Here is a 22,243-nt window from a genome sequence, read left to right on the forward strand (position 1 = left end):
GCGCGGCCCCGAGCCACGTCCCGACCCCGGACAGCACCCCGCCTGCGCGGCTGGCTGGGGCGACGGCGCGGCGGGGCGGCGGAGCCGCAGCCGGGGCCGCTCGGCGGGGTGCTGTCCGGGGTCGGGACGTGGCTCGGGGCCGCGCCGACGCCGCCGCTGACGGTCGTGTTCGTGCACGGCTACTGCCTGAACCAGGACAGCTGGCACTTCCAGCGCGAGGCGTTCCGCGACGGCCTGCGGCTGGTCTTCTACGACCAGCGCAGCCACGGCCGGTCCGAGCGGTCGCGCAGCTACCTCGCCGGGGAGCCCGCCTCGATCGACCAGCTCGGCGGCGACCTCGGGGCGGTCATCGACGCCGTCGCGCCCACCGGCCCGCTGGTGCTGGTCGGGCACTCCATGGGCGGGATGACCGTGATGGCGCTGGCCGACCAGCGGCCCGAGCTCTTCGCCGAGCGGGTCGCCGGCGTCGCGCTGCTCGGCACCACCGCGGGGAACTGGCGCGACGTCACGCTCGGGCTGCCCGGCGTCGGCGCGAAGGTGTTCCACCGGGTCGGACCGGGCGTCATCAAGGCGCTGGGCAGACAGGCCGGTCTGGTCGAGCGCGGCAGACGTCTCAGCAGCGAGCTCACCTCCGCCGTCTACCACCGGTTCTCCTTCGGCACCGACGACGTCGACCCGGCCCGCGCCCGCTTCGCGCAGCTGCTGCTGGAGTCGACGCCGGTGGACGTGGTCGCGGAGTTCTTCCCCGTCTTCTCCGCCCACGACAAGACCGCCGCGCTCGCGGTGCTGCGCGACCTGCCGGCGCTGGTGCTGGCGGGAGACCGGGACCTGCTCACCCCGCCCGCGCACAGCGAGGCCATCGCGGAGCAGCTGCCCGAGGCCGAGCTGGAGATCCTGCCCGACACCGGGCACCTGCTGATGCTGGAGCGCCCGGAGCTGGTCAACGCCCGCCTCGCGCGGCTGCTGGAGCGGGCCGCCGCCCACTGCGGCGCCGCGCTGCCGCCGCCCGTGCACCTGCTCGCCGAGCAGGCCTGAACTTCGCAGGAACGCAGCACCCACGCACAAGGAAGGACCGCCGAACGCCATGGGCAACGTCGCCACCCTCACCGTCCCGGACCCGGCCGCGATGCAGGAGCTGGGCCGCACCCTGGCCACCGTGCTGCACCCGGGCGATCTGGTGCTGCTCTCGGGCGAGCTGGGCGCCGGCAAGACGACGCTGACCCGTGGGCTCGGCGAGGGCCTGGGCGTGCGCGGCGCGGTCACCTCGCCGACCTTCGTCATCGCCCGGGTGCATCCCTCCCTGGTCGGCGGCCCGGCGCTGGTCCACGTGGACGCCTACCGGCTCGGCGGCGGGCTGGACCAGATGGAGGATCTGGACCTGGACGTCTCGCTGCCGGACTCGGTGGTCGTCGTGGAGTGGGGCGAGGGCAAGGTCGAGGGGCTGTCCGAGTCCCGGCTGGAGGTCCGCATCGACCGGGCGCTCGGCGGCGAGGAGGCGCTCTCGCTGGAGCAGGACCTCGACCCGGAGGTCCCGGACGAGCGCACGGTGACGCTCGACGGCGTGGGTCCGCGCTGGGCCGGGGCCGACCTCGCGGCGCTGGCCGTCGCGCGCGCCTGAGCCGCCCGGAGGGGTGAGGCCCGCCGGTCGGCGGTTGTGTTCCCGACGCACTGTCGGGAAGATGAACCAAGCCAGCGCCGACACCCCTCGGGGAGCCCGCATGCCCGGTATGACCCCCCTCGCCCGGATCGCCGCCGATGCCCGGGAAGTCCCCGCGCACGGTCAGGAGAGCGACCAGAACCCGGCTGTCGCGGCCGAGGTGACGGTGGCTCGACTGCTCGCCTGCAACGCCTCCGTGGCGGCGGTCTCCCAGCCGCCCGAGTGACGGCACATCATTTTTTGTGCATGACACGTCATTTGCGGTAAAGGGATTTGTCGACTCGTGCGAATTGTTGCCGATTGTTAAATCCGGCGGTGCCACCACTCCACTCGGTAACACCTCGTCTCGCACTCTTGACCGCTGAATCATTCCCCGGTTCGATTCCCCCTATCACAACGGGGGGATCGACTAGGCCCTCCGTTCACGGCCCGGGGAGGGACGTTCCATGCACATCAGGGGAGTAAACCGGCGCGCCGGCGTGGCGATGGCAGCGACGCTGCCGCTGCTCGCCGCCGCCGTGGCCGCGGGATCGCCCGCAGTCGCCGCCGCGTCGCCCCAGGGGCACGTCGTCGCGGGTGGCAAGCCGGCGTGGACCGCTGCCGCCGCCGACCGCGGGCAGACCGCGGCGAGCCACACCGTCAACGCCCGCGTCTATCTGACGGGCGACCAGGCCGGGCTGGAGCAGTACGTCGCCCAGGCCTCCAACCCGAGCAGCAGCGCCTACGGGCACTACCTGAGCCCCGCTCAGGTGCAGCAGCGCTTCGGCGCCACCAAGGCGCAGATCGCCAAGGTCGTCGCCTGGCTGAACGGCGCCGGTTTCCACACCTCCGTGGACCCGGCGGGCACCTTCGTCTCCGTCTCCGGTGACGCCACCGCCGCGCAGCGCGCCTTCGGCGTGAAGCTGCACGACTACGCGGTCTCCGGCCACGTCTACCACGCCCCGGCCGGCGCCACCGTCGTGCCGGCCGCCGTGGCCGACGCGGTGCTCAGCGTCACCGGCCTGAGCGACAAGCCGACGATGGCGACGCACGACGACAGCCTGCCCGGCCCCGGCGCGGCCTTCGTCAACGCCGGTCCGATGTCCGGCTACTACGGCCAGGACCCGGCCAAGACGCTGCCCAAGGCCTACGGCCGGACCGTGCCCTACGTCGTCAAGGGCTACAACGGCCACCAGCTGCGCGCCGCCTACGGCGCGACGGCGTCCGGCAAGACCGGCAAGGGCGTGACGGTCGCCATCGTCGACGCCTACGACTCGCCGACCATCAAGGCCGACATCCGCACCTACGCCCACCGCAACGGCGACGCGGCGTACAAGGCGGGCCAGTTCAAGCAGTACGACCCGGCCGCCTGGACGCAGACCGCGGACAACCAGTGCGGCGCCTCCGGCTGGTACGGCGAGCAGACGCTTGACATCGAGGCGGTCCACGCGGTCGCCCCGGCGGCGGACATCCGCTACGTCGGCGCGGCCTCCTGCCAGGACCCCGACCTGATCGACGCGCTCAACAAGATCGTCACCTCGCGCCTGGCCACCATCGTCTCCGACTCCTGGGGCGAGCCCGAGAACGGCAGCGACCCGGCCAGCGACCCGGTCTACAACAACATCTTCCTGCGCGGCGCGGCCGAGGGCATCGGCTTCTACTTCTCCTCCGGTGACAACGGCGACGAGGTCGCCAACACCGGCACGAAGCAGAGTGACATGCCGGCCTCGCTGCCCTACGTGACGGCGGTCGGCGGCACCTCGCTGGCCGTCGGCAAGCGCGGCAACTACGAGTTCGAGACCGGCTGGGGCACCGGCAAGGCCTCCCTCTCCGCGGACGGCAAGAGCTGGACCGGCTTCCCGGGCAGCTTCCACGGCGGCGCGGGCGGCGGCACCAGCGCGCGCACCCCGCAGCCCTGGTTCCAGAACGGCATCGTCCCCTCGGCGCTCGCCAACGTGGGCGGCAAGGGCGCGAAGCGCGTCGTGCCGGACGTCGCGGCCGTCGCCGACCCGAACACCGGCTTCCTGGTCGGTCAGACCCAGACCTTCCCGGACAAGTCGGTCAAGTACAGCGAGTACCGCATCGGCGGCACCAGCCTCGCCTCCCCGGTCTTCGCGGCCATCCAGGCGCTGGCCCAGCAGGAGCAGGGCTTCCCGCTCGGCTTCGCCGACCCGGCGATCTACGCCCGCCACGGTCTCTTCCACGACGTGACCGACCACCCGTTCGGCCCGAAGGTCGGCCTGGCCGAGGCCCGCGTGGACTTCGTCAACAGCGTCAACGCGAGCGGCGGCCTCGCCGTCTCGGTCCGCACCCTGGGCCAGGACTCCTCGCTGCAGGCCACCAAGGGCTACGACGACGTCACCGGCGTCGGCAGCCCGACGGCGAAGTACATCGAGTCCTACAACTGGCGCGCGATCCCCTGATCCGAGCGCCTGAGCGCGAACGGGCCCCTCACGCGGACGGCGTGAGGGGCCCGTTCCACGTTCGCGCGCGGCCTACGCCACGACGACGACCTTGGTGTCGTAGGGCGCGAAGTCGAAGAGCGCCTGACCGTCGGTCAGGGCCTCGCGGATGCCGCCGGTCTTCTTGCTCGGGTCCGCCGGCGGCGTCGAGCCGTCGACCGCCGCGCTGAAGCCGATGATCACGCCCTCGTGCGAGGTGAACAGCACGGCGTTCTTCACCTGCTTGCCGTCGGAGCCGGTGTAGGGGCCCTGCCGGACCCGGAACACCGCGTACGTCCCCGGCGCCGGAGCGACCGAGCCCGGCTGCACCGTGAAGGTGCGCGGCTCGCCGGACTGGCCCGGGTCGACCAGCCAGACCCGCTTCAGGCCCACCGAGTAGACCACGCGCTTGCCGGTGCCGGAGTCCTTGGGCACCGCGACGGCCTTACCCGGGCTGGCCTTGGCGCCCGGCGTGCTGCTGGCGGAGACGCCCGGCGACTTCCCGCTCGGGGCCGACGCCGTCGTCGAGGAGGCGGAGCTCTTCGCCTGCACGGCGAGCACGGCGACGACGGCGAGGGCACCGGCGGTCAGCGCGGTGACGACCGAGCCCGAACCGAGTTTCGCCACGGGATCCTCCATCGAAGCGGCGACAGTGGCAACAGTGGCCTAAGCCTCTCATCCTCCCACCCGTCCCGGCGCGCAACCCGTGCGGCGTCGGCCCCCCGCCGCGCGCCGACTAGGCTGACCCTGTGCTGCTGCTTGCCTTCGACACCGCCACGCCCGCCGTCACGGCCGCCGTCCTGGACACCGGGACCGGGGAGGTCCTGGCGTCCGCCGACCAGATCGACGCCCGCCGGCACGGAGAGCTGCTGCTGCCGACCGTCGACGCGGTGCTGCGGGAGGCGGGTGTCGCCAAGGAGCGGCTCGGGGCGATTGCCGTCGGGGTGGGCCCCGGTCCCTACACCGGGCTGCGGGTGGGCCTCGCCACCGCCGCCGCGCTCGGGCACGCGCTCGGCATTCCCGTGCACGGCGTCTGCACCCTCGACGGCATCGCCCGCGCCGCGCGCGACGGCGGCTTCGTCGACGGGCCGTTCCTCGTCGCCACGGACGCCCGCCGCAAGGAGGTCTACTGGGCCCGCTACGACGCCGACGGTGTCCGCGTCGAGGGCCCCGCCGTGGACCGTCCCGCCGAGATCGACGAGAAGCTCGCCACGCTGCCCGCCGTCGGCGCGGGCGCACTGCTCTATCCCGACGCCTTCCCCGGCGCGCTCGAGCAGGCCCCGGCCCACCAGTCCGCCGCCGCGCTGGCCGCCTTCGCCGCCGACGCGCTGGCCTCCGGCGCCGAGCTCCCCTCCCCGAGTACGCCGCTCTACCTGCGCCGCCCGGACGCCGAGGTGCCGAAGAACTACAAGACGGTGCTGCCGTCGTGACGGCGCAGGCAGAGACGCACGCCGTGCCGCAGACCGCCGTGCTGCGCGAGATGCGCTGGTGGGACATCGAGCCGGTGCTGGAGCTCGAACGGACGCTGTTCCCCGACGACGCCTGGTCGGCGGGCATGTTCTGGTCCGAGCTCGCCGACTCCCGGCACGCCCGCGCCACCCGCTGGTACACCGTCGCCGAGGACGCCGCGGGCCGCGTCGTCGGCTACGCGGGCCTGATGGCGATCGCCGGCGAGGGGGACGTGCAGACCATTGCCGTCGCCGAGAGCCAGTGGGGCACCGGCCTCGGCACCCGGCTGCTGCAGCGCCTGGTCGACCAGGCCGCGGCCGCCCGCTGCACCGAGCTGCTGCTGGAGGTGCGCGTCGACAACGACCGCGCGCAGCGCCTCTACCGGCGCTTCGGCTTCGAGCCGGTCGGCTTCCGCCGCAACTACTACCAACCGTCCGGCGTCGACGCCCTGGTGATGCGCCGTCCGATGACGGAGACGACCGACGAGGAAAGCAAGGACGACGATGGCCGCTGACGAACCGCTGGTCCTCGGGATCGAGACCTCCTGCGACGAGACCGGCGTCGGCATTGTCCGGGGCACCACGCTGCTCGCCGACGCCGTCGCCTCCAGCGTCGAGGAGCACGGCCGCTACGGCGGCGTCGTGCCCGAGATCGCCAGCCGCGCCCACCTGGAGGCGATGGTCCCGACCGTGCAGCGGGCACTGGACCAGGCCGGCGTCAAGGCGAGCGACCTCGACGGCATCGCCGTCACCGCCGGGCCCGGCCTCGCCGGCGCGCTGCTGGTCGGCGTCAGCGCCGCCAAGGCGTACGCGTACGCCCTCGGCAAGCCGCTCTACGGGGTCAACCACCTCGCCTCGCACATCTGCGTGGACCAGCTGGAGCACGGGCGGCTGCCCGAGCCGACGATGGCGCTGCTGGTCTCCGGCGGCCACTCCTCACTGCTGCTGACCGAGGACATCACCAGCAGCGTCCGCTCCCTCGGCGCCACCATCGACGACGCGGCGGGCGAGGCCTTCGACAAGGTCGCCCGACTGCTCAACCTCGGCTTCCCCGGTGGGCCGGTCATCGACCGCTACGCCAGGGAGGGCGACCCGAAGGCCATCGCCTTCCCGCGCGGCCTGAGCGGCGCCAAGGATCCCGCCTACGACTTCTCCTTCTCCGGGCTCAAGACGGCCGTCTCGCGCTGGGTCGAGGCCAAGCGGCGGGCGGGCGAGGAGGTGCCGGTCCGCGACGTCTCCGCGTCCTTCCAGGAGGCCGTGGTGGACGTGCTGACCCGCAAGGCGATCCGCGCCTGCAAGGACGAGGGCGTCGACCACCTGATGATCGGCGGCGGCGTGGCCGCCAACTCCCGTCTGCGCGCCCTCGCCCAGGAGCGCTGCGACCGCGCCGGCGTCACGCTGCGGGTCCCGCGCCCGAAGCTCTGCACGGACAACGGGGCGATGGTGGCGGCGCTGGGGTCGGAGATGGTCCGGCGCGACCGGGCCCCGTCCGCCTTCGATCTCTCGGCGGATTCTTCCCTGCCGGTAACCGATACCCATGTACCGGCGGACCACGATCAGTTGCACCGTCTGTCGGAGTAGAGAGCAAGAGTCGTAGCAATGAAGAAGTGGCTCGGCGCGGTGACCGCGCTCGGGATGGCCCTGACCGTCGCCGCCTGCGGGAGCAGCTCAGGAGGGGCGAAAGCCGCACCTGCCTCCGGAGCCACCGCGTCGGCCACGCCGCTCGGCGACGGCGGGGGTGTCTCCAACGACGGCGTCCCCCCGGGGCTGTGGGCCAAGTGGGGCCTCAAGCCGCTGCTGCCGGCCCCGGCCGCGCCGGGCGACAAGCCCGTCAAGCTGGCGAAGTCGGGCAAGGTCCCGGTCATCTCGCACATCCCGACGACCGACAAGGTCGTCTTCATCACGATGGACGACGGCGCCGAGAAGGACCCGAAGTTCGCGCAGTTGATGCAGGATCTGAAGATCCCGATCACGATGTTCCTGACCCGGGACATCATCAAGAACAACTACGGCTTCTTCAAGCCGCTGCAGGCGCTGGGCAACCGCATCGAGAACCACACGGTCAGCCACCCGCCGATGAACACCATCTCGCTCGCCGCGCAGAAGCAGCAGATCTGCGGCGACCAGAAGACGCTGACCTCCGTCTACGGCACCGCGCCGTACCTCTTCCGCCCGCCGTACGGCGCCGGCGCCTACACCACCAGCCTCAACGAGGCGGTGCAGGCGTGCGGTCCGCGCGCGATCATCCTGTGGAAGGAGACCATGGAGATCACGAACATGGAGTACCAGGCGGCGGACAAGAAGCTGCGCCCCGGCGACATCATCCTGGCCCACTTCCGCGGCCCGTCCGAGCTCAAGGGCGAGAGCGAGGTGGCCATGTTCGTCAACATGGTGAAGCACATCGAGGAGCAGGGCTTCACCGTGGCGCGGCTGGAGGACTACATCGCCCCGCCGGCCGGCTGACCGAGCAGCATCACGGGCGAACCGGCGGCGCGGGTCAACACCACGACCGCCGAGTTCGCTCCTTCGGGCTTCACCTTTTTGCGCAGCTCCTCCGGCTCGATCGCGGAGCCGCGCTTCTTGATGACCAGGGTGCCGATGGAGCGTTCGCGCACCAGGGCCTTCAGCTTCTTCAGGTTGAACGGCAGCACGTCGGAGATCTCGTACGCGGTGGCGTAGGGAGTGGGGGTCAGTTGATCCGTCGTCAGGTAGGCGATGGTGGGGTCGATCAGCGTGGCCTGCAGCTCCTCGGCCACCTCGGCCACCAGGTGCGCGCGGATCACGGCGCCGTCCGGCTCGTAGAGGTAGCGGCGCACGGGCCCCGCCTCCGGGTCCGGCAGCCGACCGCCCGTCAGGCTGACGCCGGCCGGCAGCAGGGTCGCCCGGTGCGGCTCGGCGGCTTTCGTGCCGAACCAGAGAACGGCCTCCTTCACGTCACCACGCTCGGAGACCCACTCCGCCTCGGCGTCGTGCGGCACGGCCTCGTGCGGGATGCCCGGCGCCACCTTGATCGCGCCGACCGGGGCCCTGCGCGCGGCCTCCACCGCCCAGCTGAGCGGCGGCGCGTACGCCTCCGGGTCGAAGATCCTCCCACCCGTCGCCCGACCACCGCCCCTGCTCGAGGCGCTTCGCACCGCCCCCCCTGTTGGTCCCGCGCGGCGCGCCGGGTCCACGAAGACGGCGTCGTAGGGCGTGGTGTCGATCTCGGCGACGTCCGCGCAGCGCGTCTCGATCAGGTCGGCCAGACCGAGGGCCCGGGCGTTCGCCTCGGCGGCCGCGCAGGCCGCCGGATCGCGGTCCACGGCCAGGACCCTGATGCCGGCCCGGGCCAGCGCCAGGGCGTCGCCGCCGATGCCGCCGCACAGGTCCGCCACCGAGGTGACGCCGAGCGCCTTCATCCGCCGGGCCCGCCACTCGGCGACGCTGGTTCGCGTGGACTGCTCGACGCCGTTGGGCGTGAAGTACATCCGCGCCGCGTCCGCCCCGAACTTCGCCGCCGCCCGGGTCCGCAGCCGCGCCTGGGCGAGGGCCGCCGTCACCACGGCCGCGTCGTGCGTGCGCCGCAGGCGCGTCGCCAGCGCGAGCTCGTCGCCGGGGGAGTGGTCCCGCAGCTCGGCCAGGAGTTCCTGGCCCTCGGGGGACAGCAGAAGGTCGAGGTTCTCGGTGTGCTGCACCCGACCATTGTCCTTTATGTAAGCGACGCGTTGGCACTCTGGTTGACCGAGTGCTAACCGCCGCCTACAGTCGTCGTTGGCACTCTCCACACGAGAGCGCTAAGCGTGAGACGGTACGTCCGGCACCGCGACGACGGGCTTGCCATGTCTTCACGCCCCAAGACATGTGTACCCCGGATCTCCGAAGGGGGAGGTCGGATCGTGACGACCACCAGCTCCAAGGTTGCCATCAAGCCGCTTGAGGACCGCATCGTGGTCCAGCCGCTCGACGCTGAGCAGACCACGGCCTCTGGCCTGGTCATCCCGGACACCGCGAAGGAGAAGCCCCAGGAGGGCGTCGTCCTGGCCGTCGGTCCGGGTCGCTTCGAGGACGGCCAGCGTCTTCCGCTCGATGTCGCCGTCGGCGACGTCGTCCTCTACAGCAAGTACGGCGGCACCGAGGTCAAGTACGCCGGCCAGGAGTACCTGGTCCTCTCGGCCCGCGACGTGCTCGCGATCATCGAGAAGTAAGACCTGACCTGACCTGACGCTTGAAGTCGGCAAAGTCGTGACCCGCCCCGGGCACCCGTACCACGGGGCCCGGGGCGCGGTTGTTTCGAGAGGGAACCCCTAGGCATGGCCAAGATCCTGCAGTTCGACGAGGACGCCCGCCGCTCGCTGGAGCGCGGTGTCAACAAGCTGGCCGACACCGTCAAGGTGACGATCGGCCCCAAGGGCCGCAACGTCGTCATCGACAAGAAGTTCGGCGCCCCCACCATCACCAACGACGGTGTCACCATCGCCCGCGAGGTCGAGCTGGAGGACCCGTACGAGAACCTTGGCGCGCAGCTCGTCAAGGAGGTCGCCACCAAGACCAACGACATCGCGGGTGACGGCACCACCACCGCGACCGTCCTGGCCCAGGCGCTCGTCAACGAGGGTCTGCGCAACGTCGCCGCCGGCGCCGGCCCGGCCGCCCTCAAGCGCGGCATCGACGCGGCCGTCAAGGCCGTCGCCGAGCACCTGCTCTCCGTCGCCCGCGAGATCGAGGGCAAGGAGGACATCGCCGCCGTCGCCGCCCTGTCCGCCCAGGACACCCAGGTCGGCGAGCTCATCGCCGAGGCGATGGACAAGGTCGGCAAGGACGGTGTCATCACCGTCGAGGAGTCGAACACCTTCGGTCTCGAGCTCGAGTTCACCGAGGGCATGCAGTTCGACAAGGGCTACCTGTCTCCGTACATGGTCACCGACCAGGAGCGCATGGAGGCCGTCCTCGAGGACCCGTACATCCTGATCCACCAGGGCAAGATCTCCTCGATCCAGGACCTGCTCCCGCTGCTGGAGAAGATCCTCCAGGGCGGCGCGTCCAAGCCGCTGCTGATCATCGCCGAGGACGTCGAGGGCGAGGCCCTGTCGACCCTGGTGGTCAACAAGATCCGTGGCACCTTCAACGCCGTCGCCGTCAAGGCCCCCGGCTTCGGTGACCGCCGCAAGGCCATGCTGGGCGACATCGCCACGCTGACCGGCGCGACCGTCATCGCCGAGGAGGTCGGCCTCAAGCTCGACCAGGCCGGCCTGGACGTGCTGGGCACCGCCCGCCGCGTGACCGTCACCAAGGACGACACCACCATCGTCGACGGTGCCGGTTCCTCCGAGGAGGTCGCCGGCCGCGTCGCCCAGATCAAGGGCGAGATCGACGTCACCGACTCCGACTGGGACCGCGAGAAGCTGCAGGAGCGTCTGGCCAAGCTGGCCGGCGGCGTCTGCGTCATCAAGGTCGGCGCGGCCACCGAGGTCGAGCTCAAGGAGAAGAAGCACCGCCTGGAGGACGCCATCTCGGCGACCCGCGCCGCGGTCGAGGAGGGCATCGTCGCCGGTGGCGGCGCCTCCCTGGTCCACGCGCAGAAGGTGCTCGACGGCGGCCTGGGCCTGACCGGCGACGAGGCCGTGGGTGTCGCGGTCGTCCGCCGCGCCCTGGTCGAGCCGCTGCGCTGGATCGCCCAGAACGCGGGCCTCGAGGGCTACGTCATCACCACCAAGGTCGCCGACCTGGAGGACGCGCGCGAGGGCTACAACGCCGCCACCGGCGAGTACGGCGACCTGGTCAAGGCCGGCGTCATCGACCCGGTCAAGGTGACCCGCTCCGCGCTGGAGAACGCCGCGTCCATCGCCTCCCTGCTGCTCACGACCGAGACCCTGGTCGTCGAGAAGAAGGAGGAGGAGCCGGCCGCGGCCGGTCACTCCCACGGTGGCCACGGCCACTCCCACTGAGCCCTGACGCTCGTTCGGAAGCCCGGCACCCCCTCGGGGGTGCCGGGCTTCCGGCCGTTCAGAGCCTCGCCGTTCAGAGCCTCGCCGTTCAGACTCCCAGCCGCTTGGCGGCGGACTCGCGGTGGCCCTCCGCGAGCGCGGGCAGGTCGAGCATCCGGGGGAGCACCTCGGGCGCGCGCGAGTGCAGGGCGCGGAAGACGTCCGCGGAGCTGACGCCGTGGTCCGGCCGGTGCACCACGGTGATCTCGTCACCGCCGCGGATCTCGCCCGGCGTGAGCACCCTCAGGTACGCGCCGGGGCGTGCGCGGTCCGTGAACGTCCTGACCCAACGCTCCTGCTCCATCCATCCGGCGAAGGTCCGGCACGGGATCCGGGTCGCGCTCACCTCCAGCAGCAGCGTCCCGCCGATCCGCCACCGCTCCCCGATGAGGGCGCCGGAGACGTCCAGGCCCTCGGTCGTCAGGTTCTCCCCGAAGACGCCGTTCGGCAGCGCCCGCCCGAGCTCCTCGGCCCAGCCGTCCAGCTCCTCGCGCGCGTAGGCGTACACGGCCTGGTCCACCCCGCCGTGGTGCCGCACGTCGCAGATCGCGTCCCCGACCAGGCCGCTCACGCCCTTGCGCTCGCTCGGCGCGGTCACCTGGACGGCGCCCTCCACCGGCTTCTTGCCGATCGCGGTGACGCCGGGATCGGAGTGCACGGTCGGCTCGGGTCGTCCGACATTGACGGAGAGCAGGGTTCCCATGGGCCCAAGCGTAGGTCGGGGCACCCCGTGGCAGCAGGTGCTTATCCTGACCCCGTGATCGAGGCCAGACATCTCCGCGTGCTGCGCGCCGTCGCCCGCCAGGGCTCCTTCTCCGCCGCCGCGCGGGAGCTCGGGCTGACCCAGCCGGCGATCAGCCAGCAGATGAAGGCGCTGGAGAAGTCCGTCGGCACCCCGCTGGTGGTGCGGGTCGGACGCGGCGTCGCCCTGAGCGAGGCGGGCCGGGTGCTCGCCGAGCACGCGGCCGGGGTACTGGCCGGACTCGCCGCGGCGGAGGACGCCGTCGCGGGGATCGCGGGACTGCACGCCGGGCGGCTGCGGCTGGTCTCCTTCCCGACCGCCAGTGCGACGCTCGTGCCCGCCGCGGTCGCCGCGCTGCGCGCGCAGGCGCCCGGGGTCCAGGTGTCGCTGACCGAGGCCGAACCGCCGGCGTCGATCGGGCTGCTGCGCGCGGCCGAGTGCGAGCTGGTGCTCGCCTTCCGTTACCCCGCGCCGTCCGAGCCCGAGGACTGGAGCGACCTGGCCGTCACCCGGCTGCGGCGCGACCCGCTGGTCGCGGTGCTGCCCGAGCGGCACCCGCTCGCGGGCGCGCCGGAGCTCCCCGATCTCGCCGCCCTCGCGGCGGAGCCCTGGATCGCCGGGTGCCCACAGTGTCGCGGGCATCTGGCGGACCTGTGCGAGGCGGCGGGCTTCGCCCCGCGGATCGACTTCGCGACCGACGACTACCCCGCCGTGCTGGGGCTCGTCGCCGCGGGCCTCGGCGTGGCGGTGCTGCCGCGCCTGGCCCTCTCCGCGACCAGGGCCGACGGGGTCGCCGTCGTCCCGCTGGCCGCCGGCATGTCGCGGGAGATCGTCGCGCTGACCCTGCCGGACCTGGGACGAGTTCCGGCGGTCGCGCTGATGGTGGAGAAGCTGAAGGGCCTGTAGCGCGGCGAGCGACAGGCCCTTGGGTGGACGGGTCGGGTGTGCGGGTAGCTGTGCAGAAGGTAGCTATGCAGAAGGTAGCTGTGCAGAAGGTAGCTGTGCAGAAACGTTCCGTCAGCTCGATCGTTTCAGTCGACGGGCAGCAGTGAGAGCGGATCGAGGGTGCGGCGGCGCGCACGCCCCAGCAGGTCCTCCCGCTCGTCCTCGGTGAGTCCGCCCCAGACCCCGTAGGGCTCACGTACCGCCAGTGCGTGCGACGCGCACTCCGCGCGCACCGGGCACCGCATGCAGACCTCCTTCGCGGACTGTTCCCGCGAGGTCCGTGCGGCTCCGCGCTCTCCCTCCGGATGGAAGAACAGAGAACTGTCCACGCCGCGACACGCGGCGGAGAGCTGCCAGTCCCACAGGTCTGCGTTCGGGCCAGGGAGCCGTGAGTAGTCGGCCATGGTCGTTGATCCCTTGAGTGGCGCTAGCGATTCAGTACGAACTGATGGAAATATGACTCATGAAGATCTAACGGACAAGAGGTCATCAGCGTTACATAACGTGCTGATAACCATCAAATCCCATGAAAACGGACTAATCCACCACGTGGCGGGGAAGCGTGTCCTGCATGCGGGTGCACTCGTTGGGCCTAACGGCAAGCCCGGCGAGGCGCACGGTCGTCGTACGAGCGACGCATTCGCGCCGGTGCGCACCGCGCGCTGGATGATCCGTAGCGGGTCGGACACGTAGAGTGGTGGAGGCTGCTGCCAGGCCGTAACTCATTCGGGTGACGGTCGTTGGGAGTGCGGAGGCGGCAAACGGCACGGGCGTCGGGGAAGACGCCGGTCCACCGGAGGCCGTGCCGGTGACGATTCGTACCAGCCAGGAGGCTCAAGGTGACGTTCATCAGCTGCGGAGGCGGGTCATGACTTCCGTTCTCGTCTGTGACGATTCCCCGCTCGCCCGCGAGGCGCTGCGTCGCGCGGTCGCGACGGTGCCAGGAGTCGACCGAGTGACCACGGCCACCAACGGGGAGGAGGTGCTCCGCCGCTGGGTGGCGGACCGCTCCGACCTGGTGCTGATGGACGTCCGCATGCCGGGCCTGGGCGGGGTGGAGACGGTCCGTCGGCTGCTCTCGGCCGACCCGGGCGCCCGCATCATCATGCTGACCGTGGCCGAGGACCTCGACGGCGTGGCCCTCGCGGTCGCCGCCGGCGCCCGCGGCTACCTGCACAAGGACGCCTCCCGTGCCGAGCTGCGCGCCACGGTCACCCAGGCCCTGGCCGACCCGACGTGGCGGCTCGCGCCGCGCCGGCTGCGCTGTGCCGAGATGGGCGCGGCGCCCACACTGACGGCTCGTGAGATCCAGGTGCTGGAAGGCATGAGCCATGGCCGCAGCAACGCCGAGATCGGTCGTGAGCTGTTCCTCTCCGAGGACACCGTCAAGACCCACGCGCGCCGGCTCTTCAAGAAGCTGGGCGCCTCCGACCGTGCGCACGCCGTGGCGCTGGGCTTCCGCTGGGGCCTGGTCCGCTGATTCCCCCCTCCCGGGTGGGAGGGGGCATGGCCCGCTTCCCACCCGAGGGCGCACCATGGAGATGGTGTGACGCGGAGTCCGGCAGGGCGGGGGTGGTGGCGTGGCGGATAACGTTCCGATGCACAAGTCAGGGTGCGGTGTCACGTTTTCTTCGGTGACCAGGCACCATGGACCAGTGCGTGACGACGAGGCGAGCCCCGGCCAGGGGTCCGGCATGCCCATCGGTCCGCTCCTCGAGCATGCGGTGGGCGGCGATCCCGACGCGGTCGACGCGCTCCTTTCGCAGGTCCACCCGCTGGTGCTGCGCTACTGCCGCGCCCGGCTGGTCCGCCTGCCCGGCAGCGCCCGGCACCACGTCGACGACGTGGCCCAGGAGGTCTGCCTCGCCGTGCTGTGCGCGCTGCCGCGCTACCGCGACGAGGGCCGGCCGTTCGAGGCCTTCGTCTACAGCATCGCGGCGCACAAGATCGCGGACCTGCAGCGCGCGGCGATGCGCGGCGGCCCCGCGCAGAGCGTCCCGCTGGGCGAGGAGCTCCCCGACACCCCCGACGACGCCCTCGGTCCCGAGGAGCGCGCCCTGCTGAGCAGCGACGCCGCGTGGATGCGCGAGCTCCTCGCGCTGCTGCCCGAGCGGCAGCGGGAGCTGGTCCTGCTGCGCGTCGCCGCGGGCCTCACCGCGGAGGAGACCGGCGCCGTCCTCGGTATGTCGCCGGGCGCGGTCCGCGTCGCCCAGCACCGGGCCCTCTCCCGCCTCCGTGTCCTCGCCGAGAACGGCCCCGAGGGCCTCTCGGCCTAGTCGGCGCAGCCGACCGGAGCGGGGCGACCGAACGGTGGGCTGGGCGGGGCAACTGGGCGGGGCAACTGGAGGATCGTCCCAAGTTCGGGAATGTGACTGCTACCTCAGTTGTTCATGATGCGCAAGGGTGCCTCGCGGCGCCCGGTAGAATTAGTCAACGGTGCCGAGCTGCTCACCCACGCGGCCCCCGTAGGCGCCGTGTCGCGCGGGCGGGTGCGGCCACCAGTCTTCCCGTCCAAGGTCCGCGGATCCACTTCGGGAAGGGTGTCATGTCTTACAACGCAGCTGGGGTACCCGACAAGTTCGGCATGCTCGGGCTCACCTACGACGATGTGCTGCTGCTGCCAGGCCCCTCCGAGGTCCTGCCCAATGCCGTGGACACCTCCTCGCGCGTCTCGCGCAATGTGCGGGTGAACATCCCGCTGCTCTCCGCCGCCATGGACAAGGTCACCGAGTCCCGGATGGCGATCGCCATGGCCCGTCAGGGCGGCGTCGGCGTGCTGCACCGCAACCTCTCCATCGAGGACCAGGTGAACCAGGTCGACCTGGTCAAGCGCTCCGAGTCCGGCATGGTCACCGACCCGATCACGGTCTCCCCGGACGCCACGCTGGCCGACGCGGACGCGCTCTGCGCGAAGTTCCGGATCTCCGGCGTGCCGGTCACCGACGGCGAGGGCCGTCTCCTGGGCATCGTCACCAACCGCGACATGGCCTTCGAGACCGACCGCAGCCGTCAGGTGCGCGAGGTCATGACCCCGATGCCGCTGATCACCGGCTCGGTGGGCATCTCCGGCGTCGACGCGATGGCGCTGCTGCGCCGCCACAAGATCGAGAAGCTGCCGCTCGTCGATGAGCAGGGCAAGCTCAAGGGCCTGATCACGGTCAAGGACTTCGTCAAGGCCGAGCAGTACCCGAACGCCGCCAAGGACGCCGAGGGCCGCCTCATCGTCGGCGCCGCCGTCGGCGCCTCCGCCGAGGCGCTGGACCGCGCGATCGCGCTCGCCGAGGCCGGCGCGGACTTCATCGTGGTGGATACCTCGCACGGTCACAACCGCAACGCCCTCAACTGGATGTCGAAGATCAAGTCGTCCGTCAAGGCCGACGTGGTCGGCGGCAACGTCGCCACCCGCGACGGCGCCCAGGCGCTGATCGACGCCGGCGTCGACGGCATCAAGGTCGGCATCGGCCCCGGCTCCATCTGCACCACCCGCGTCGTCGCCGGCGTCGGCGTCCCGCAGGTCACCGCGATCTACGAGGCCGCCGTCGCGGCCAACGTCGCGGGCGTGCCGCTGATCGGCGACGGCGGCCTGCAGTACTCCGGCGACATCGGCAAGGCGCTGGCCGCCGGCGCCGACACCGTCATGCTGGGCAGCCTGCTGGCCGGCTGCGAGGAGTCGCCGGGCGAGCTGCTCTTCATCAACGGCAAGCAGTACAAGTCCTACCGCGGCATGGGCTCGCTCGCTGCCATGCAGTCCCGCGGCCAGGCCAAGTCCTACTCCAAGGACCGCTACTTCCAGGGCGACGTCACCTCCGACGAGAAGCTGATCGCCGAGGGCATCGAGGGCCAGGTCGCCTACCGCGGCCCGGTCGGCTCGGTCATCTACCAGCTGGTCGGCGGCCTGCGTCAGTCCATGGGCTACGTCGGCGCCGAGTCGGTCGACGCGATGAAGCGCGACGCGCGCTTCGTCCGGATCACCTCGGCGGGTCTGAAGGAGAGCCACCCGCACGACATCCAGATGACGGTCGAGGCGCCGAACTACTCCTCGAAGTAACCCGCTCATCTCACGGAGGGGCCGCCTGGGCGGCCCCTCCGGCGTTGTGCGGGATACTGGGCGATGGCAGTCGCTGAGCACAACCGAGGGAGCAGTTCAGGTGACCGAGATCGAGATCGGGCGGGGCAAGCGGGGCCGGCGGGCGTACGCCTTCGACGACATCGCGGTCGTTCCGAGCCGCCGCACGCGGGACCCGAAGGAGGTCTCGATCGCGTGGCAGATCGACGCCTACCGCTTCGAGCTCCCGTTCCTGGCCGCGCCGATGGACTCGGTCGTCTCCCCGGAGCAGGCCATCGCGATCGGCCGCATGGGCGGTCTCGGTGTGCTGAACCTCGAGGGCCTGTGGACCCGCTTCGAGGACCCGCGCCCGCTGCTGCAGGAGATCACCGAGATCAAGGACGAGCGGGCCGCGACCCGCCGCCTGCAGGAGATCTACAGCGAGCCGATCAAGGCCGAGCTGATCACCCAGCGGCTGAAGGAGATCCGCGAGTCCGGCGTCGTCACCGCCGCGGCCCTGTCGCCGCAGCGCACCGCCGAGTTCTCCAAGGTCGTCGTCGACGCCGGTGTCGACATCTTCGTCATCCGCGGCACGACCGTCTCCGCCGAGCACGTCTCCAGCGCCGCCGAGCCGCTGAACCTCAAGCAGTTCATCTACGAGCTCGACGTCCCGGTCATCGTCGGCGGCTGCGCCACCTACACCGCCGCCCTGCACCTGATGCGCACCGGCGCGGCCGGCGTCCTGGTCGGCTTCGGCGGCGGCGCGGCGCACACCACCCGCACCGTGCTGGGCATCCAGGTCCCGATGGCCACCGCCGTCGCGGATGTCGCGGCGGCGCGTCGCGACTACATGGACGAGTCCGGCGGCCGCTACGTTCACGTCATCGCGGACGGCGGCGTGGGCTTCTCCGGCGACCTGTCCAAGGCGATCGCCTGCGGCGCCGACGCCGTCATGATCGGCGCGGCGCTGGCCCGCGCCACGGACGCGCCCGGCCGCGGCTTCCACTGGGGCAGCGAGGCCGTCCACGAGGAGCTGCCGCGCGGCAAGCGCGTCGACCTCGGCACCGTCGGCACGACCGAGGAGATCCTCCTCGGCCCCTCCCACACCCCCGACGGCACCATGAACCTCTTCGGCGCGCTCCGCCGCGCGATGGCGACCACGGGCTACTCGGAACTCAAGGAGTTCCAGCGCGTCGAGGTCACCGTCGCGCGCTAGCGCGCCAGCACTCAAGGGGCGCGAGGCTCCGCCGCATGGGCAGAGCCGCGCGCCCCTGAGGTGTTCCCGCAACTGACTCCGTGCCTTCAAGCGGATCCCGTCTGCTCTTCCGTACTGTTGATCGGAAGGCCGGGCTATCCGCGGAGGCGTCATGCGAAGCACCAAGCTGGGTCCCACCGAACGCGCGGCGGCGCTCGCGCGGATGGCTGAGCGCGAGCTCGACGTGCTGGTCGTCGGCGGCGGGGTCGTCGGCGCGGGGACCGCGCTGGACGCGGCGACGCGCGGGCTGGTGACCGGGATGGTGGAGGCCCGGGACTGGGCCGCCGGCACCTCCTCGCGGTCCAGCAAGCTGATCCACGGCGGGCTGCGCTACCTGGAGATGCTGGACTTCGCCCTGGTCAAGGAGGCGCTCCAGGAGCGCGGCCTGCTGCTGGAGCGGCTCGCGCCGCACCTGGTCAAGCCGGTGCCGTTCCTGTATCCGCTGCAGGGGCGCGGCTGGGAGCGGCCGTACGTCGGCTCCGGCGTCGCGCTGTACGACGCCATGTCCGTCTCCTCCGGCCACGGCCGCGGCCTGCCGCTGCACCGTCACCTCAGCCGGCGTCAGGCGCTGCGCCAGTCACCCGCGCTGCGCAAGGACGCGCTGGTCGGCGCGGTGCAGTACTGGGACGCGCAGATGGACGACGCGCGCTTCGTGACGACGCTGGTGCGGACCGCCGCCGCCTACGGCGCGCACGTGGCGAACCGGGCCAAGGTCATCGGCTTCCTGCGCGAGGGCGAGCGCGTGGTCGGCGCGCGCGTGCACGACCTGGAGAGCGGCGGGCAGTTCGTCGTCCGGGCGCGGCAGATCGTCAACGCGACGGGCGTGTGGACGGACCAGACCCAGGCGCTGGTCGGCGAGCGGGGCCAGTTCCACGTGCGCGCCTCCAAGGGCATCCACCTGGTGGTGCCGCGCGACCGGATCCACTCGGCGACGGGGCTGATCCTGCGCACCGAGAAGAGCGTCCTGTTTGTCATTCCGTGGGGCCGCCACTGGATCGTCGGCACGACGGACACCGAGTGGACCCTCGACAAGGACCATCCGGCCGCCAGCAGCGCGGACATCGCGTACCTGCTGGACCACGTCAACAGCGTGCTTGCGGTGCCGCTGACCCGCGAGGACGTCGAGGGCGTCTACGCCGGCCTGCGCCCGCTGCTCGCGGGCGAGTCCGAGGCGACGTCCAAGCTCAGCCGCGAGCACGTGGTGCAGCACGCCGCGCCGGGGCTGGTCGTCGTGGCGGGCGGCAAGTACACCACGTACCGGGTGATGGCGAAGGACGCGGTGGACGAGGTCGTGCACGGGCTCGATCAGCGCGTGGCGCCGTGCTGCACCGACACCGTTCCGCTGGCGGGCGCGGAGGGCTACCGGGCGCTGTGGAACGCGCGCGCCGAACTGGCCCGCGAGAGCGGCCTGCACGTGGCGCGGGTCGAGCACCTGCTGAACCGCTACGGCGCGTTGACCGAGGAACTGCTCGAACTCATCGCGCAGGAGCCCGGGTTGGGCGAACCGCTGAGCGGTGCGGACGACTACCTGCGGGCCGAGGTGGTCTACGGGGCCCGCGCGGAGGGCGCCCGTCATCTCGACGACGTGCTCGCGCGCCGCACCCGCATCTCGATCGAGACCTTCGATCGCGGTACCGCGGTCATGGCGGAGGCGGCGGCGCTGATGGCGCCCGAACTCGGCTGGGACCAGGCGCAGATCGACAAGGAGATCGAGCACTACCGGGTCCGCGTGGCCGCGGAGCGCGAGTCCCAGGAGCAGCCCGACGACCTGACGGCGGACGCGGCGCGGCTCGGTGCGCCCGACATCGTTCCGTTGAAGTAGCGCACGAAACTTCGGGGTCGAACCCCGTGTGCTTACGCTTGCGTCTCTCACGGGATGATGGACGCGACAGCGGCACCGCGGAGGGAACGAACCGGCATGAACGGCGATCAACACCGCGACACGACTCCGCAGGAGTCCGGTGGAAAGCTTCTGGCGTCGCGTTACCGGCTCGACGCCGTCCTCGGCGAGGGCGGCATGGGGACGGTATGGCGGGCCACGGACGAGTTCCTGCGACGCGAGGTCGCGGTCAAGGAGCTGCGGTTCGCCGCCGGGGTCGACGAGGACGAGCAGCAGCGGCTCGTCGCACGGACGCTGACGGAGGCGAAGGCGATCGCCCGGATCCGCCACAACGGCGCCGTCACCGTCTACGACGTCGTCGAGGAGGACGGCCGGCCCTGGATCGTCATGGAGCTGGTCGAGTCCCGTTCGCTCAGCGAGGTGATCCGCAAGGACGGCGTGCTGCCGCCGCAGCGGGCCGCCGAGGTGGCGCTGGAACTGCTCGGCGTGCTGGCCGAGGCGCACCGGGTGGGCATCCTGCACCGGGACGTGAAGCCGTCCAACGTGCTGATCGGCCACGACGGCCGGGTCGTGCTGACCGACTTCGGCATCGCCCGGGTCGAGGGAGACCCGTCGGTCACCTCGACGGGCATGCTCGTCGGCGCGCCCTCGTACATCTCCCCGGAGCGGGCGCGCGGCGGCGTGCCGGGACCGCCCGCCGACCTGTGGTCGCTCGGCGCGACCCTGTACGCGATGGTCGAGGGCGTGCCGCCGTACGACAAGGGCTCGGCCCTGTCGACGCTGACCGCAGTGATCACCGAGCCGGTCCCGCCGCTGACCGGTGACCGGCTGCTGCAGCCGGTCATCTCCGGCCTGCTGCGCAAGGACCCGGCCGAGCGGCTGGACGCCCCCAAGACACGGACCATGCTGCGCGGCGTCATCGGCGAGTACGAGCGCCGCGCCCGCGCGACGGTGCAATTGGGCGCCGCGGCGGAGACCTCGACGCAGGCCGTTCCGGCGCCGGAGCGCACGCGGGTGCAGGGGGCGGTGCCGTCGCCCGCCCCGTCGGCGGAGGAGCCGGGGGCGGGGGCCGGAGCCGGGACGGGTGTCTCCGTGGGTGCGGACGAGGGTGCGCCGGGAAGCGCGGCGGACGGTGAGGCCGCGTCGGCGGCCGTGCTGTCGCCCGGCGCCCGTGGTGGGTCCGGCGGGGTCGGTGGGTCCGGCGGCTCCGGCGGTGTGACCACGACGTACTCCGCCGGGTCCGGGCTGACCGGACCGCGGCGGCGGGCGCTGCTGATCGCCGCGATCGTGGTGGCGGCGGTGCTGCTGGTCGCCGCGACGGTGGCCGCGCTGAGCGACAACGGCAGTCAGGGGCACGGCAAGAGCGGCACGAGCCAGGACGGCGCCTCGTCGTCGGCCCGCGCCGGCGCGCCCGACGGTCAGTCCGGCGGCTCCCCGGCGCCCGGTACGGGCGCGGGGACGGGCACCGAGCCCGCCCCGGCGGGCGCCTACCACCGCGTGGCCGGACCGGGCGGCTCCACCCTGGAGATCCCGACGAGCTGGCGGCAGACTTCGACGAGCGACACCAAGGCCACCTTCACCGGCGCGGCCGGGGTCCTCGTCGTCGAGTTCACCCCGCACCCGGTCAAGGCCGGTGCGCTGAAGGCCTGGCAGGACGAGGAACCGCGGGTCGCCCCCACGCTCGCCGGCTACCACCTGATCCGGCTGAACCAGGTCGCCGGCTGGCACGGCTGGGACGCCGCCGACTGGGAGTGGACCTTCCGCTCCGGCGCGGCGGTGCGGCACTCGCTGAACCGCGGCTTCGTGGTGGACCCGTCCCACGCGTACGCGATCTACTGGACCGCTCCCGAGTCGACCTGGCAGTCCGGCCGCAGCGCCGCACTGCTCGGGCACTTCTTCGGCAGCTTCGAGCCGGCGGGGGGCTGACC

21 protein-coding genes are annotated in these 22,243 nt (G+C 72.1%); 17 read left to right on the forward strand and 4 right to left on the reverse strand.

The features are described from left to right. From DN069_RS03925 to DN069_RS03935, 4 genes are all read left to right on the forward strand, one after another. Positions 1-1,035 (forward strand): alpha/beta fold hydrolase (locus DN069_RS03925; RefSeq protein WP_111499443.1); only part of this gene is annotated, 1,035 nt, incomplete at its 5' end. A 49-nt stretch (positions 1,036-1,084) separates the two neighbouring features. Beyond that, complete coding sequence (tsaE, locus tag DN069_RS03930; RefSeq protein WP_111499396.1) at positions 1,085-1,618, forward strand: tRNA (adenosine(37)-N6)-threonylcarbamoyltransferase complex ATPase subunit type 1 TsaE; 534 nt, start codon at positions 1,085-1,087, stop codon at positions 1,616-1,618. Positions 1,619-1,718: 100 nt separating this feature from the next. Continuing rightward, positions 1,719-1,883 carry a hypothetical protein gene (locus tag DN069_RS39805; protein WP_165845358.1) on the forward strand — a complete coding sequence of 55 codons (165 nt, stop codon included), beginning with the start codon at positions 1,719-1,721 and terminating at the stop codon, positions 1,881-1,883. 259 nt (positions 1,884-2,142) lie between these two features. After that, on the forward strand, positions 2,143-4,059 hold the full coding sequence (locus DN069_RS03935) for a S53 family peptidase (RefSeq protein ID WP_111499397.1): 1,917 nt from the start codon (positions 2,143-2,145) through the stop codon (positions 4,057-4,059). 72 nt (positions 4,060-4,131) lie between these two features. On the opposite strand, the gene DN069_RS03940 is transcribed toward DN069_RS03935, so the two are convergent. Next, entirely contained in the window at positions 4,132-4,716 is a 585-nt protein-coding gene (locus tag DN069_RS03940; RefSeq protein ID WP_111499398.1) for a hypothetical protein, read from the reverse strand. Positions 4,717-4,826: 110 nt separating this feature from the next. On the opposite strand from DN069_RS03940, the gene tsaB reads away from it, so the two are divergent. Genes tsaB through DN069_RS03960 form a run of 4 tightly spaced genes read left to right on the forward strand, consistent with a single transcriptional unit; the run spans position 4,827 to position 7,988 of the window. Next, a complete protein-coding gene (tsaB, locus tag DN069_RS03945) occupies positions 4,827-5,507 on the forward strand; it encodes a tRNA (adenosine(37)-N6)-threonylcarbamoyltransferase complex dimerization subunit type 1 TsaB (RefSeq protein WP_111499399.1) in 681 nt (226 codons plus the stop codon). Between the two features lie 50 nt (positions 5,508-5,557). Then, complete coding sequence (rimI, locus tag DN069_RS03950) at positions 5,558-6,040, forward strand: ribosomal protein S18-alanine N-acetyltransferase (RefSeq protein WP_111499444.1); 483 nt, start codon at positions 5,558-5,560, stop codon at positions 6,038-6,040. Beyond that, on the forward strand, positions 6,030-7,106 hold the full coding sequence (gene tsaD / locus DN069_RS03955; protein WP_111499400.1) for a tRNA (adenosine(37)-N6)-threonylcarbamoyltransferase complex transferase subunit TsaD: 1,077 nt from the start codon (positions 6,030-6,032) through the stop codon (positions 7,104-7,106). The genes rimI and tsaD overlap by 11 nt, the downstream gene beginning before the upstream one ends. An 18-nt stretch (positions 7,107-7,124) precedes the next feature. After that, a complete protein-coding gene (locus DN069_RS03960) occupies positions 7,125-7,988 on the forward strand; it encodes a polysaccharide deacetylase family protein (protein WP_111499401.1) in 864 nt (287 codons plus the stop codon). Here DN069_RS03960 and DN069_RS03965 read toward each other — a convergent pair. Next, positions 7,964-9,199: a class I SAM-dependent methyltransferase gene (locus DN069_RS03965; protein ID WP_111499402.1), complete on the reverse strand. Its 1,236-nt coding sequence runs from the start codon at positions 9,197-9,199 to the stop codon at positions 7,964-7,966. The two genes, DN069_RS03960 and DN069_RS03965, sit on opposite strands and share 25 nt — an antisense overlap. A 201-nt stretch (positions 9,200-9,400) precedes the next feature. On the opposite strand from DN069_RS03965, the gene groES reads away from it, so the two are divergent. After that, positions 9,401-9,709: a co-chaperone GroES gene (gene groES, locus DN069_RS03970; RefSeq protein ID WP_111499403.1), complete on the forward strand. Its 309-nt coding sequence runs from the start codon at positions 9,401-9,403 to the stop codon at positions 9,707-9,709. Positions 9,710-9,814: 105 nt separating this feature from the next. Continuing rightward, positions 9,815-11,449 (forward strand): chaperonin GroEL, encoded by a 1,635-nt coding sequence (gene groL / locus DN069_RS03975; RefSeq protein ID WP_111499404.1) that lies wholly within the window; start codon positions 9,815-9,817, stop codon positions 11,447-11,449. Positions 11,450-11,537: 88 nt separating this feature from the next. On the opposite strand, the gene DN069_RS03980 is transcribed toward groL, so the two are convergent. After that, the gene (locus DN069_RS03980) at positions 11,538-12,191 is read right to left on the reverse strand and encodes an MOSC domain-containing protein (RefSeq protein ID WP_111499405.1); all 654 of its coding nucleotides are present in this window, start codon (positions 12,189-12,191) and stop codon (positions 11,538-11,540) included. Positions 12,192-12,245: 54 nt separating this feature from the next. Here DN069_RS03980 and DN069_RS03985 point away from each other — a divergent pair, with 54 nt between their 5' ends. Further along, positions 12,246-13,136, forward strand: coding sequence for a LysR family transcriptional regulator (locus tag DN069_RS03985; protein ID WP_111499406.1), 891 nt, complete (start codon positions 12,246-12,248; stop codon positions 13,134-13,136). Positions 13,137-13,261: 125 nt separating this feature from the next. On the opposite strand, the gene DN069_RS03990 is transcribed toward DN069_RS03985, so the two are convergent. Further along, entirely contained in the window at positions 13,262-13,579 is a 318-nt protein-coding gene (locus tag DN069_RS03990) for a WhiB family transcriptional regulator (protein ID WP_111499407.1), read from the reverse strand. A gap of 464 nt (positions 13,580-14,043) precedes the next feature. On the opposite strand from DN069_RS03990, the gene DN069_RS03995 reads away from it, so the two are divergent. The 6 genes from DN069_RS03995 to DN069_RS04020 all read left to right on the forward strand — a co-directional run bounded on the left by DN069_RS03995 (position 14,044) and on the right by DN069_RS04020 (position 22,241). Continuing rightward, positions 14,044-14,655 (forward strand): response regulator transcription factor, encoded by a 612-nt coding sequence (locus tag DN069_RS03995; RefSeq protein WP_030251459.1) that lies wholly within the window; start codon positions 14,044-14,046, stop codon positions 14,653-14,655. A 175-nt stretch (positions 14,656-14,830) separates the two neighbouring features. Then, positions 14,831-15,451, forward strand: a complete 621-nt coding sequence (locus DN069_RS04000) for a sigma-70 family RNA polymerase sigma factor (protein WP_279387868.1) — start codon at positions 14,831-14,833, stop codon at positions 15,449-15,451. 269 nt (positions 15,452-15,720) lie between these two features. Then, a complete protein-coding gene (gene guaB / locus DN069_RS04005) occupies positions 15,721-17,223 on the forward strand; it encodes an IMP dehydrogenase (RefSeq protein WP_111499409.1) in 1,503 nt (500 codons plus the stop codon). A 100-nt stretch (positions 17,224-17,323) separates the two neighbouring features. Then, positions 17,324-18,436 carry a GuaB3 family IMP dehydrogenase-related protein gene (locus DN069_RS04010; protein ID WP_111499410.1) on the forward strand — a complete coding sequence of 371 codons (1,113 nt, stop codon included), beginning with the start codon at positions 17,324-17,326 and terminating at the stop codon, positions 18,434-18,436. A 151-nt stretch (positions 18,437-18,587) separates the two neighbouring features. Then, complete coding sequence (locus DN069_RS04015; RefSeq protein ID WP_111499411.1) at positions 18,588-20,297, forward strand: glycerol-3-phosphate dehydrogenase/oxidase; 1,710 nt, start codon at positions 18,588-18,590, stop codon at positions 20,295-20,297. A gap of 96 nt (positions 20,298-20,393) precedes the next feature. Continuing rightward, complete coding sequence (locus tag DN069_RS04020) at positions 20,394-22,241, forward strand: serine/threonine-protein kinase (RefSeq protein ID WP_243638887.1); 1,848 nt, start codon at positions 20,394-20,396, stop codon at positions 22,239-22,241. The last annotated feature ends 2 nt before the right edge of the window (positions 22,242-22,243 follow it).

This window comes from Streptacidiphilus pinicola, assembly GCF_003258295.1.
GTDB classification, from domain to species: domain Bacteria; phylum Actinomycetota; class Actinomycetes; order Streptomycetales; family Streptomycetaceae; genus Streptacidiphilus; species Streptacidiphilus pinicola.